The following is a 13,476-nucleotide window of genomic DNA, read 5'->3' as shown; positions in this document are numbered from 1 at the left end:
ATAAATCTGAAAATATTTTAGTGACGTTTTGGGCACGCTGCGTCATACTTTCAGTAATAAGATTTTTTTTATGATAGAGTTTATGGAATTTACGCTCAAAGCTTACCACTTTAAGCATAATATCGATATTCATAGGTGTCGTAACCTGCTGATAGATATGGAAATAAGTGGAGGTAAAGGAGAGGTGTTTTACCGATTTGAAGAAGGAAAGTACGGCTATATATTAAATTACGGAGTGGTGGTTTTTTATAATCTCACCAATGAGGAAATTAATAGAGAGCTTCATCGGTTGTTTCCTGATGTAAATAAGGAAGATTTGTTGAAAGATAAATTCGCCCTGTTATTGAATGATGACAATGAGATGACTATTCGTTTCAACCACCTTTCTCTAAAGCAAATTAACACAGGGGTGATTAAGATAGTGATGTTAAACCTGGCTCAAAGTCTGGCATTAAATTACTACGATCAGGTTTCGCAAGAAATGCTTATTCAAATAAAAGTGTTTGCCAACCAAATGGAGGATGAAGGCAAATTAAGCATAGGCAGAAAGAATATTATGAAGTTTATCGGTAGGGCACTCAATACGCAAAATAAAATAGCGGAGAACCTATATATTTTTGATGCACCACCCGTTACCTGGGAAGATGAATACCTCGAAAAGGTAAACAAAACGTTGTCAATTCATTTCGATAGCGGACCAAGGTACCGTTCTATTGATAATACATTCAAGATAGTTCAGGCTAACTTAGATGCATTTATGGAACTTTACCACCATAAAGAAAGTAGCAAGTTAGAGTGGATTATTATCATTCTAATTCTGGTAGAAATAATAGATACTTTTGTTACCAAAGCTATTTAGCATGAGATTTACTAAGGTGGACTTTGTATAATTTGTTCACCTTTTCTTTTGCTCTTTTTAGCCTCATTTTCACTGCACTTTCCGATAGCCCCAATGTAGTTTGGATATCTTTTATGTGGTGCTTCTCTTTGTACTTCATCAATATAATGAGCTTTTCTTCAGGGGTGATTTCCTCTAGTAACTCATCTAGTATTTTTATAGACACCTCTTCAGGTATTTCATCTACACCTTCAATCATTTCGGCTATTTCATCAGACATTTTTTCGGTGATCACCTGATGCACACTTTTTTTTCCTTTTCTAAGGTGGTCAATACAAGTATTATGAATGATAGAAAACAGCCAGGTAGAAAAACGTGCTTCGCCTTTAAATGCGTTTATTTTTAAGAATAATTTAATAAGAATCTCTTGGCACAAATCTTCTGCGTCATCTTCATCTTTCACATAAGATTGGCACTTTCTCAATATATGCTTTTCATGCCTTTCTGCTAAAACAGCAAAATAACGACCATCTCCGTTTGTCTGTATTAATTTTATTAGCTCTTCGTCAGGTAATTTTTTGTCAATCATAAAAAAATATCTGTGACTTTTTTTTTGTCCAGCGTCATATACCAAACATGATGAAAATAACACATCATGTATACTAAGTTAACAATTTAAAAATGGTTTTGCTTACCACAAATTTAAAAGCAGAACAGGTAGACTTAGTAAGGCAATTTAATGTATTAGAAATGTTAGTAAAGGTAAAAGAAAAAATATTAGACCTGGACATAGCAGCACAGCCCGATGATGTAACCTGTGGGCCTACTTGTTTGCATAGTGTATATCAGTTTTATAAAGACGATATATCCTTAGAGCAGGTGATAGATGAAGTAAAGCAGCTTTCATCAGGAGGTACCTTGGCGGTGGTTTTGGCTAATCATGCGCTAAAAAGGGGGTATAATGCAAGTATATACACTTATAACCTCAGTACTTTCGATATTTCATGGTTTCAGAAGGGAGTTGATTTAGCAGAGAAATTGCGTAAGCAGGTGGCCATGAAACCCGATGATTTAAGACTGAAAGTAGCCACAGAAGAGTACCTTAAGTTTATTGAAAGGGGAGGGATGTTGTACTTTCAGGAGTTGAACCCGATGCTAATAAGACAGTTTTTGGTAAAAGAAATGCCAATACTAACAGGGCTGAGCGCTACTTATCTATACGAAACGCCTCGCGAAACGGGAGATTTTGTAATGAGGTACGATGATGTGGCTGGTGAGCCGGCAGGGCACTTTGTAGTCATAAATGGCTATAACTTGGATAAAAGGCTGGCATACATTGCTGATCCGCTAGAGGCTAACCCCATTAGCATGAAACAATATTATAAAGTGAGTTTTCAAAAATTAATTAATTCAATAATGCTTGGCGTAATGACATATGACGCCAATTTATTAATCATATATCCTAAGTAATCATGCCTAAACTAATAATTACAGAGTCACCCGAGAAATGGGATTTAAAATTTGAAGGGGTAGCTGTAGTGTCTCCTGCTGAATATTTCGGTAAACCGGAATACCAGAACAGTAAGGCCTATAAAATTATCAACTTGTGTCGTTCGCACCAATATCAAAGCTTGGGATATTATGTGTCTTTATTAGCAGAAGCGAGAGGGCATAAGGTAATACCCGAAATAGCAACATTACAAGAGTTTAGGTTTCCTTCACTTATAAAAAGTGACACAGAGGAGTTTGATACTTTAATACAGAGCAGTTTAAAAAAAGTAGAAGAGCATAAAACCACCATCAATATTTTCTTTGGTCAGGTAGAAAATGCTGCTTATGCGAATATTGGGGTGCTGTTATTCAACTTGTTTCAAATTCCTATTATACAGGCCGTATTTTCAAAAAAGGACAAATGGCAGCTGCAGCATTTAAAGCCGCTTCATTTAAAAGAGCTTGAAGAGGCAGACTTGAAAAAGCTTCAAGAGGCGTTGTTTTATTATGTTACAGGTAAAAAGGTAGTAAGAAAAAAATACAGTCGTAAGAAGTATGACTTGGCATTGTTAGTAAGCCCTGATGATCCTAACCCCCCTTCAAATGCTAAAGCACTTCAAAAGTTTATAGCGGCAGCAGATAAGTTAGGGTTTAGTACCGAAGCTATTACTAAAAATGATTTAGGTAAGCTGGTTCAGTTCGATGCCTTATTTATTAGGGAGACAACAAACGTAAACCATTACACTTACAGGTTTGCCAAAAAGGCCGAAACGGAAGGTTTAGTGGTTTTTGATGATTCAAACTCTATTTTAAAATGTACCAACAAGGTGTATTTACACGAGTTGTTGGTGGCTAATAAAATAGCGGTGCCTAAGTCACACATTATGAGAAAAGATCATCAGCAAGTGCCTGATAACTTTAACTATCCATTGGTAATAAAGCAGCCCGATGGTTCATTTTCAAAAGGGGTGAAAAAGGTGATGGACGAAGGGCAGTTGAAGAGTACATTAAAAGAGCTTTTTCAGAAATCAGAGTTGTTGATTCTGCAAGAGTTTGTGCCTACTTCCTATGATTGGCGAGTGGGTATTATCAATGGTCAGCCTTTGTATGTGTGTAAATACTACATGGCCCAAAACCACTGGCAGATAGTAGACTGGAAAAAGAACGGTGAGCACAGAGAAGGTAAAAGTGAAACGCTAGCAGTGGAAGATGCACCAAAAGCACTTATCGATACGGCTCTTAAAGCTACAGCCCTCATAGGCAATGGCCTTTATGGGGTAGATATAAAAGAGATCAACGGTAAGTTTTATGTAATAGAAATTAACGACAACCCTAATATAGATGCCGGGGTAGAAGACAAAGTCTTAAAAAATGGCCTCTACTTAAAAATAATGGAAACCTTCGTAGAGAGGTTGCAAAAACGATGAGCAATAGATTACACCTTTTTCAGGGCTTTGGTATAGAGCTGGAATATATGATTGTAGACAGAGAGTCATTAGTCACTCGTCCACTTACAGATTTGCTTTTTAAGAAAATTTGTGGCGAGTATGCTAGCGATTTGGAGTTTGGTAAGGTTACATGGAGTAATGAATTAGTGCTACATGTGGTAGAAATAAAGTGTACGGAGCCAGAGGCCGATTTGGTTAATCTATTAAAAGAATTTAATAAAAACGTAGAGCGGTTAAATAAAGAGTTGGCGCATTTTGGTGCGTGCTTAATGCCTACGGCTGCGCACCCCTTAATGAACCCTAAAAAAGATACCTTTTTGTGGCCTCATGATAACAACGAAATTTATGATGCCTATAATAGAATATTTAATTGTAAAGGTCATGGCTGGTCCAATTTGCAGAGTACGCACATTAACTTACCATTTTATGATGATGAGGAGTTTGCACGCTTACATGCAGCAATAAGGGTTTTATTACCTATACTGCCTGCGCTCTCTGCAAGCTCACCCATTCTGGATGGTACTGACACTGGTTTTCTTGATAAACGATTAGATTATTATCAGAAAAACCAAAAGGTAGTGCCAGCATTAACGGGTAAAGTAATTCCTGAAAGAGCTTTTTCTAAGCGTCAGTATCATAAAATGATTTATGATAGAATTGCTTTTGATATAGCTCCACACGATCCTTATCATATTTTGCAACCTGTGTGGCTCAACTCTAGGGGAGCAATAGCTCGTTTTGATAGAGGAGCCATAGAAATTAGAATTTTGGATATTCAAGAGTGCCCACAGGCAGATTTGGCCATAGCTAGTGCTATTATAGCAGTGCTCAAAATGTTGGTAAATGAAGAGATAGCTACATATCATGACCAGCAAAGCTGGGAGGTAGCCCCTCTGCAAGAAATGTTTCTTCAGGTAATAAAAACAGCTGAAGGTACAGAGATTACCAATAGCCAATACCTGTCTATGTGGGGCATGGATGTGCAGCAAGCTACAGCTAGTGAGGTTTGGGCCTATCTAATAAGTAGGGCTAAAACGCACTACCCAGAGCATATAGAGCCATGGGAAGAGCAGCTGAATATAATACTTACTCAAGGAACACTGGCCTCGCGTATAATGAAGTCTTTGGCAGGAGTTTATACCCCTGAAAATCTAAAGCTTATTTACCGCGAGCTGTGTGATTGTCTTTCTTTAAACGAAATGTTTCAATTATGGGTGGAAGAAAAATCGTAATAAGCTGCGAGCACGCAGGTAAATATGTGCCTAAAGATTATAAGTTTATCTTCTATGGGCATGAATCTATTCTTGATACTCACCGGGGCTGGGATCCGGGAGCTTTAAGGGTTGCTAAGTATTTAGGCAGGCAGTTAGATGTTTCTATATACTATCAAAAAATATCTCGTTTACTGTTAGAAACCAATAGGTCTCTACATAGCAAAGAGTTGTTTTCGGAGTATACTAATGTGCTAAGTCATAGTATAAAGAGGTATTTGGTAGAGAAGTATTATAAGCCATATAGGCAAAACATTGAAGATAAAATAAGGTACGAAATAGAACAAGGTAATGACGTGCTTCATTTGTCCGTTCATACATTTACGCCAATACTCAATGGTATTACAAGAAGTGTAGATATTGGTATTTTGTTTGACGATGAGCGGCTGTCGGAGATGGAGTTTAGTAACCTACTGAAAAAACGCTTAGATGAAGCCTGGGCGGGGCAGTACGTTACTATGATGAATGTGCCTTACCATGGTGCGAGCGATGGATTTACCACCTATTTACGCACTAAGTTTCCGATGGATAAATATGTAGGTATAGAGTTAGAAATCAATCAAAAGTATATTGACTTGCCAGATTTAAGAATGATTAAAGATGGGTTGATTTGTGGGCTAAGAGATACAGTGTATACTACTCCCATTTAAAAGCATAAAAAAAGCCCCGAGAGTAATCTCGGGGCTTTTTATTTAAAAACTTATTGTGACACTAATTAGTGCTTAATCACTTTAATAGTTTGTACTTCTTTACCAGTAGAAAGCTTGTAGAAGTAAATTCCTTCAGGTAAGCTTTCAGTAGAGAATTCAATTCTGTGGTTTCCTGAACTTAAAGTTTTAGAAAGTACAGACTTAACTTCTTTACCTAATTGGTTATATAAACTGATAGAAGTGAATGCTTCAGTTGATAATGTAAATTCAATTACACCATTGTCTTTGAATGGGTTAGGGTATACCTTAACTCCTAAAGAACCTTCTTCAGTTGTAGATGTATAAGCTATACGAGCAGAGCAAGCTCCTACTACTTCCCAAGCATCAGTAGGGTTTTCTGCAGGGTTTTCACCTTGAGTCCACCATTTAGCTCTGTATTCAGTGCCGTTATAAGAAACGTGGTCACCACCAACATAAGCAGTACTGCTAGACCATGCTGGCGCATTACAAGAACCTCCGCCACCATTATCACCACCGCCATCGTTGCTTCCACATGGTCCTATTTCTAACCATGCACCAGATGTATTAGTAGCAGGGTTTTCACCTTGAGTCCACCATTTAGCTTGGTACTCTATTCCGTTATAAGAAACGTGGTCACCACCTACATAAACGTTAGTAGATCCCCATGCTGGTACATTACATTCTGTACCATCATTAACAGAAATAGTTACTTGGCTAGTGCTAGTTAAACCAGAGTTATCTGTAGCAGTAGCTTTTACAGTGTAAGAACCTGTAGCGCTAGCGCTCCAAGATGCAGTATAAGTACTACCAGAACCTGTAGCTGTAATGTTTTGACCATTAACATTGAATACAACGCTAGTGATGCTTCCATCGCTATCAGAAGCAGAAGCAACTAAGCTTACAGAACTTCCTACCATGAAACTAGATCCGTTAGAAGGGCTAGTAATGTTTACTGAAGGAGCATTAGGGTCTTGGTTACCGCCACCGTCACAGTCACCTACCACATCGTGAATAGCTGAAAGTAATGAAGTAGCACCTTGAGTATCTTGAGAAATTTCCCAAATCATGATACCTGACGCTCTTTCAAGTGCCAAGTTAGTTTTATCTTGGATAGTATTGATACCGTTATAATAAACACCGTTAAATACATCAGCATTTGGATCAGCACCTTGAGAAATTAAAGCGCTGTAAGTTTGCCATGTAGGTCTTCCGTAGAAAGGTACTCCTAATACAACCTTAGAAGCAGGTAAACCTCTACCTAACCAGTAATCTAAACTAGAAACAGCATAGCTGAATGGAGAGTGAGCAGCTCCGTCACCACCATCATAAGCCATTAAGTTTAAGAAGTCGATGTCATTAAATACACCGTCAAGTACTCCGTCAGCAGTCCATCCAGAAGCTACAACAGCAGCAGATAATTCTTTACCTTGTGCATGTAGAGATGCTCCTAAAGCTTCCATTAAAGCTTCGTAGTTTTGAGGCTCGCTACCTTCTCTTGGATATTCCCAGTCAATATCAACACCATCAAGGTTATACTGACTTACGAAGTTCATTACGTTAGAAACGAATGCGTTTCTTGTAGATGCATTGGCTGCTAATGTAGCAAAACCAGAGTCGTTACCGTCATTCCATCCACCAATAGCTATTTCAACTTTTACGCCTTGAGCGTGAGCCAAAGTTACGATCTGCTGTAATTTAGATGCATTTTCGATAGCTTGGAAAGATCCATCAGCATTAGGTAATAAGAATGAATAAATGATATGAGTTAACTTATCATACTGAATAGCATCAGCGCTACCAGCCCAGCTAGGCATATAACCTACTACTCTGAAGTTAGCATTAGGGCAGTCACCACCACCGTTGTTGTCACCATCGCCATCACCACCACCATTATCGTTACCGCTAACAGATACAGAAACAGAAGAAGAAGCAGAAGCTCCATCATTATCGTAAGCTTTAACAGAAATAGTATAGTTTCCTGCTCCTACACCAGACCAAGAAAGGCTGTAAGGGCTTGTAGCATCTTCACCTAATTTTTCACTTCCGTTATAGAATTCTACTTTAGTAACAGTACCATCGTTATCAGATGCATTAGCAGTGATGTTGATAGTAGAACCTGCATTGAAAGAAGCTCCATTAGCAGGAGATGAAATAGATACGAAAGGAGCAGTGTTAGTAGTACCACCGTCACCACCAGCAGCAAATTCTTGGTTGATTACATTAATTAAAGGAGAGCTAACGCTAGACCATCTCTTTAATTTAGTTCCAAAGCTTGTAGCAGAACCACTGAATTCTAAGTCACCAAATACAGTCCAGATGATAGTACCACCTAAATTTTGATCATTGATATAATCAGCTTTAATAGCAATAGACTCTTCGTCATCATAGCTTAAGAAATACTTTCCTTTAGTCATGTAAGGAACTTTAGCCTGATCATCCCAATGCTTAGTCCATCCAGAACCTGTCTTTTGCTTGATATAGAAATAGTTTGGAGTTCCATCATAAACATCCAAAGGCCAGTTAGTATAGTCAGCACATGTACTGATAGGGCCGTCAGGCTGCACTGTTACACTTGTTTTTTGAGTAGCTGCATTTAAAGCTGCATTACCTTGAGTAATTACTCCTCTTCCGTAGAAAGGAATACCGAAGTTAATCATGTTAGAAGGTACACCCATTGACATTAAGGCATTGTAAGTAGACTGCCAGTTAAATGTAGGCTCTTCAGCACCATCATAAGGGTATACAGGAGCATTGTGACCTGCTATGTTAGACCAACCACCGTTAAAGTCATAAGTCATCATGTTGAAGTAGTTCATCACGTTGGTCATAACACCCCAGTTGAAACCTTGTAATTTCGCAGGATCAGCAGCCATAGCAGCAGTGATAAGCTTGTCTGGTCCAATAGCATTACGTAACTCAGTTACTAAAGTAGCGTAGTTAGCGAAATCAGCTTCAGAACCTGTGAAGTTCATTCCAGAGTATGGTCCAGGATATTCCCAGTCAAGATCGATACCATCAAATCCTGTAGCGATTAATTTCTTACAGTCAGCGATGAATTTAGCTCTTTTTGAAGCATCAGCAGCCATTTCAGGAAAATGCTTACACATACTCCATCCACCAATAGAAGCTACAACTTTTACACCATTGTTGTGAGCCATCTCAAGTAGACCAGGAGCTCCGCCTTCCTTATGCAAAGGTAATGGCAAGCTTCCGCTTAATCCCCAGTTTGTGTTAGTCCAGGTAGTAGCACCTACTTCCACTTGGAAACCTTGCGCTGCAGCACGAGTTTTTACATCCTCGTTAATCCACTGTATAGCTTCAATTTCTCCAAATAGGATGTGCAAGTCCCAGCTACTATACACGTCAGTGTAGAATAAGTCGCCAGGTTCTTGCACTGCTCCTTCCTGATAAATGTTTTTGTTACGTAAATCTCCACTGTGTAGAGATCCATCTTTAGCTACACCAAAGAAAGAATAGTTTAAAATGGTGTACTTTGAATAGTCAATATTCATGTGAGTTAAAGCGCCTGCTGAAGGTACTCCTGCAGCGTTGCTTTTCCAGGCGTCCCAGTTAGTGATATAACCAATCACTTGCTTGTTGTGATTTGCGGTTGTAGCACTTCCTCCAGTGTTTACCTGTGCTTGTAGCATCAATGGGCTAACCACAGATACTACAAAAAGTAACATTCTAAGTGCTAACTTAGATGCCTTTTGCTTTTTAAATCTGTAAAAAGTTTGGTACATGGTTTAGATTGTTAGTATAACATTATTTAATTGGATGATTTTGCAGAGATAATTTTCTTTAGATCGGTGGTGTTGCCGCGCACAGAAAATTACATGCTATCATAGTTTGAAATTAGTCATATGAATAATGTGTATAAAATAATTTAGCTAAATGCACATAATTTGCCGCTGAAACGACAAAATATGTAGCTGATAAACTTTGGAGGTGTTAGGTAAATACATTTAGCAAGCTGCTTTAATAATAATTTCTTAATTTTAAATTGTGTTTAATGTTGATTAGCAATATGTTAAGCAATTTTTGCTAATACACAAACGGTACACCTTAACCGTCAGATTTTGAATACTTTTGATCAAATTTATAATAACCATGATTATTGATTTTAGAAGTGATACTGTGACCAAACCTACCCCCGAAATGCTAGAAGCAATGATGTCAGCTGATGTGGGGGATGATGTGTATGATGAGGATCCTACAGTGAATGCTCTACAGCAAAAATGTATTGAAATGTTTGGTGTAGATGCTGCCCTTTTCTGTCCCTCTGGTACTATGACTAATCAGATAGGGATTAATGTCCTTTCGCAGCCCTATGAGGAGGTAATATGCTATGAAAATGCACATATTTATAAATACGAAGGAGGTGGGGTAGCAGGTACTAGTGGTTTGTCTTTTAAGCTTATTGCTGGCGATAGAGGAAGATTAACAGCTAATGAAGTAGAAAAAGGAATTAATCCTGACGATATACATGCGGCAAAAACTTCAATTGTAGCCTTAGAAAATACGGTGAATAAAGGAGGGGGTAGCTATTATGAGTTTACTGAAATAGAAAAGATATATCAGGTATGCAAGCAGCACGGTTTACGATTTCATATGGATGGAGCTAGGCTTTTTAATGCTTTGATAGAGACCAAAGACGATCCCAAGTTATATGGAAAATACTTCGATACTATTTCAATATGCCTTTCGAAAGGGTTAGGAGCACCAGTAGGTTCCGTTTTGTTAGGTCGGGAGCATTACATTAAGCAGGCCAAACGCGTACGAAAATTCATGGGCGGAGGAATGCGGCAGGCGGGCTATTTGGCTGCAGCAGGTTTATTTGCTTTAGAAAATAATGTAGAAAGGCTTAGGGACGATCATCGAAGAGCGCAACTGTTAGGAGAGGTGCTTCGTCAGCAGGCTTTTGTTAAGGGGGTACTGCCTGTGGATACCAATATTGTCATTTTTGAACTTGCCGATGGTTTTGAAACGCAAGATGTTCTAGCAAAATTTAAAGCACATAATTTATGGGCAGGAGCCTTTGGTCCGCGAGAAATAAGGCTAGTAACGCATCTCGACATTACTGATGAGATGCTGGAAAAAGCCATCGAAATAATAAAACAGGTATAGTATCTACTATACTTGATTTTTTTTATGCACTACGTAATAAACTATTGCTGCTAAGAAGTTTGCAAAAATGGCCAGTATAGTCCATAATACTTTACTTGTTTCGTCTATGCTTCTATTTACTACCCATACGTCATATATGATCCAAATGGCACATAGCAACCCTATTAAATATAAAATTCCACCCATAGTCAACTATTATTTCTCTTAAAATAGGCAATACTTAAATCTTAAACAATTATTTCTTTTGACTAACCAAAAATACTCCACCCATAATCAGCAGTGAATATAGCACTGTGAGTAGGTCTAGTTTATCTCCTCTAAATATTATGGCAATAATTGTGGCAATCATAGGTTGTAGATAAATGTACATACCTATCACAGAAGAATTGACAAATTTTATAGCCCAATTGTTTAACAGGTATACTGTAAATGTTGCCATTAGTATAACAAATAGTATGCTGCCCCATACTGCCATAGGAAATTCAGACCATGGAGTGCTATTAAATGCAGGTAGCCCAAAGGGTAAAATTAATATACTACCGATAAGAAATATCCATTTAGAAATGGTTGCAGATGAATATTTGGCAGCTAAGGGTTTAACCAGTACTAGGTAAATGGCATAAAAAGTACTATTGGCAAGCACTAGTAAATCTCCAAGGAAAGTTCCTTCTTCCAGAGATATTCCATTTTTTGTGAGTAGTAAAAATGCGCCTGTTGCTCCAAGGAGTACACCTGCTATCTTTTTCCAAGTAAGACTTTCTTTACCAAGTAAATAGGCGGTGATAATTACGGTTACAGGTGAGGTGGTCATTATAATGGACCCATGAATAGGGTTGGTCATGCTTAGCCCTTTGAAAAAAAAGAGTTGATTAGCCGCAACACCAAATAAACCGCAGAAAAACAACCTGATATAGTCAGCCCTATCCTTTATTTGCTCTTTGAGAGTGAAATGACTAAAAACCCAAAACAATATAGCCGTGGAGCTTGCTCTTACTAGTATAAAAGCAAAAGGGTCTAGGTTTGCATCCATTGCAATTTTAGCAATGGTATAGTTGGCGCCATAAATAAAGGCTACAACTAATAATATTCCGTGAACTTTAATCTTAGATGGCACAGTTCAAAGCTATAACGAATGAGATTAAAATTGGTACCTTTAAAAAAAATAATATAAGTAAATATGTTTGAGCTGAATTTACCATTAGCAGAACGCATGAGGCCTGTATCTTTAGATGACCTTATAGGGCAGGAACACCTGGTGGGAGAAGGCGGTATTTTGAGAAAAACTATTAAATCCGGAGTAGTTCCTTCTATGATTTTATGGGGGCCTCCGGGTGTTGGAAAAACTACTATTGCCAACATTATTGCTAATGAAGTTAAGTCTCCTTTTTATACACTTAGCGCAGTAAGTGCTGGTGTAAAAGATGTGAGGGAAGTTATAGAAAAAGCGAAGAGACAATCTAAGGCTATTCTTTTTATTGATGAGATACATCGTTTTAACAAATCTCAACAAGATGCGCTGCTGGGGGCTGTAGAAAAAGGCACTATTACATTAATTGGTGCCACCACTGAAAATCCATCATTTGAAGTGAATTCTGCACTTCTGAGTAGGAGTCAGGTTTATACTTTAAAGCACCTGACCAAGGAAGATTTAGTGCATTTGATAGAGCGCGTGTTGAAGGCAGACGAAAAGTTAAAGAAGAAAAAGGTAGATGTTGCAGAGTATGAAGCATTGCTTAGTATATCTGGTGGGGATGGGCGTAAGTTGCTTAATCTTTTTGAATTAGTATTTGACTCTCTTTCAGCCACAGAAGAGGAAATAGTGGTTACTGATGAAAAGGTAATGGATATTGCTCAGCAAAAAGTAGCCATTTATGATAAGAGTGGAGAGCAACATTACGATATTATTTCAGCTTTTATTAAGTCATTAAGAGGTAGTGATCCTAATGCGGCAGTCTATTATTTGGCCAGAATGATAGAAGGTGGCGAAGATGTGAAGTTTATAGCGCGCAGGCTGTTAATAATGGCATCAGAAGACATTGGCAATGCAAACCCTACGGCATTGGTAATTGCAAACAATGCTTTTCAGGCTGTAAATGTAATTGGATACCCAGAAGCTGAAATTATACTATCTCAATGCGCTACATATTTGGCATGCTCACCTAAGAGTAATGCTAGCTATATGGCCATAAAAAAGGCCAAAGGCTTAGTGAGAGCTACAGGAGATTTGCAAGTACCCATGGCTATAAGAAATGCTCCAACAAAGCTTATGAAAGATTCAGGGTATGGCAAAGGTTATCAATATGCTCATGATTATCCTAATAGTTTTGCGCATATGGAGTTTTTGCCAGATGAAATAAAGAATACTAAACTTTATGAACCGGGGAACAACGCAAGAGAAGCTGAGTTGAGAAAGCGTCTTCAAGCCCTTTGGAAAGATAAATATGGATATTAAAAAAGAGCTCTGGCAAGAGCTCTTTTTTTCTCATTTGTAACACTGCGATATTGCAATCGTTTTCTGAATACATTAGTTAACGATATAATAATATGTATAATTCATAAAAAAATCAAGAAATAGGTTATATATAAAATATTATTTTGTTTAAATAGAAATGTCAAAATAATATTTTATC

Annotated in this window: 11 protein-coding genes; 7 read left to right on the top strand and 4 right to left on the bottom strand. The window is 37.9% G+C overall.

Going from position 1 to position 13,476, the window contains the following annotated elements; translation table 11 throughout:
- The first annotated feature begins 70 nt into the window (after positions 1-70).
- Positions 71-859 carry an RMD1 family protein gene (locus tag ACXACQ_RS02250; protein ID WP_474974294.1) on the top strand — a complete coding sequence of 263 codons (789 nt, stop codon included), beginning with the start codon at positions 71-73 and terminating at the stop codon, positions 857-859.
- On the opposite strand, the gene ACXACQ_RS02245 is transcribed toward ACXACQ_RS02250, so the two are convergent.
- Positions 852-1,427, bottom strand: a complete 576-nt coding sequence (locus ACXACQ_RS02245) for an RNA polymerase sigma factor (RefSeq protein WP_474974293.1) — start codon at positions 1,425-1,427, stop codon at positions 852-854. The two genes, ACXACQ_RS02250 and ACXACQ_RS02245, sit on opposite strands and share 8 nt — an antisense overlap.
- Positions 1,428-1,519: 92 nt before the next feature.
- Here ACXACQ_RS02245 and ACXACQ_RS02240 point away from each other — a divergent pair, with 92 nt between their 5' ends.
- Genes ACXACQ_RS02240 through ACXACQ_RS02225 form a run of 4 tightly spaced genes read left to right on the top strand, consistent with a single transcriptional unit; the run spans position 1,520 to position 5,698 of the window.
- A complete protein-coding gene (locus tag ACXACQ_RS02240) occupies positions 1,520-2,308 on the top strand; it encodes a peptidase-C39 like family protein (RefSeq protein ID WP_474974292.1) in 789 nt (262 codons plus the stop codon).
- Between the two features lie 2 nt (positions 2,309-2,310).
- Positions 2,311-3,756 carry a RimK family protein gene (locus ACXACQ_RS02235; RefSeq protein WP_474974291.1) on the top strand — a complete coding sequence of 482 codons (1,446 nt, stop codon included), beginning with the start codon at positions 2,311-2,313 and terminating at the stop codon, positions 3,754-3,756.
- Positions 3,753-5,009: a carboxylate-amine ligase gene (locus ACXACQ_RS02230; RefSeq protein WP_474974290.1), complete on the top strand. Its 1,257-nt coding sequence runs from the start codon at positions 3,753-3,755 to the stop codon at positions 5,007-5,009. Before ACXACQ_RS02235 ends, ACXACQ_RS02230 begins: the two co-directional genes overlap by 4 nt.
- A complete protein-coding gene (locus tag ACXACQ_RS02225) occupies positions 4,988-5,698 on the top strand; it encodes an N-formylglutamate amidohydrolase (protein WP_474974289.1) in 711 nt (236 codons plus the stop codon). The genes ACXACQ_RS02230 and ACXACQ_RS02225 overlap by 22 nt, the downstream gene beginning before the upstream one ends.
- Positions 5,699-5,763: 65 nt before the next feature.
- On the opposite strand, the gene ACXACQ_RS02220 is transcribed toward ACXACQ_RS02225, so the two are convergent.
- Positions 5,764-9,462, bottom strand: coding sequence for a glycosyl hydrolase family 18 protein (locus ACXACQ_RS02220; protein WP_474974288.1), 3,699 nt, complete (start codon positions 9,460-9,462; stop codon positions 5,764-5,766).
- A gap of 367 nt (positions 9,463-9,829) precedes the next feature.
- Here ACXACQ_RS02220 and ACXACQ_RS02215 point away from each other — a divergent pair, with 367 nt between their 5' ends.
- Positions 9,830-10,846: a threonine aldolase family protein gene (locus tag ACXACQ_RS02215; RefSeq protein ID WP_474974287.1), complete on the top strand. Its 1,017-nt coding sequence runs from the start codon at positions 9,830-9,832 to the stop codon at positions 10,844-10,846.
- A gap of 6 nt (positions 10,847-10,852) precedes the next feature.
- On the opposite strand, the gene ACXACQ_RS02210 is transcribed toward ACXACQ_RS02215, so the two are convergent.
- Positions 10,853-11,032, bottom strand: coding sequence for a hypothetical protein (locus ACXACQ_RS02210; RefSeq protein WP_474974286.1), 180 nt, complete (start codon positions 11,030-11,032; stop codon positions 10,853-10,855).
- A gap of 49 nt (positions 11,033-11,081) precedes the next feature.
- Positions 11,082-11,960: a DMT family transporter gene (locus ACXACQ_RS02205; RefSeq protein WP_474974285.1), complete on the bottom strand. Its 879-nt coding sequence runs from the start codon at positions 11,958-11,960 to the stop codon at positions 11,082-11,084.
- A 63-nt stretch (positions 11,961-12,023) separates the two neighbouring features.
- On the opposite strand from ACXACQ_RS02205, the gene ACXACQ_RS02200 reads away from it, so the two are divergent.
- On the top strand, positions 12,024-13,298 hold the full coding sequence (locus ACXACQ_RS02200; protein ID WP_474974284.1) for a replication-associated recombination protein A: 1,275 nt from the start codon (positions 12,024-12,026) through the stop codon (positions 13,296-13,298).
- Positions 13,299-13,476 lie beyond the last annotated feature (178 nt).

Source organism: Fulvivirga sp. AWR4_260, assembly GCF_056158185.1.
Note: the sequence above shows the minus strand (reverse complement) of the source record. Positions and strands in the feature narration are given on the sequence as shown.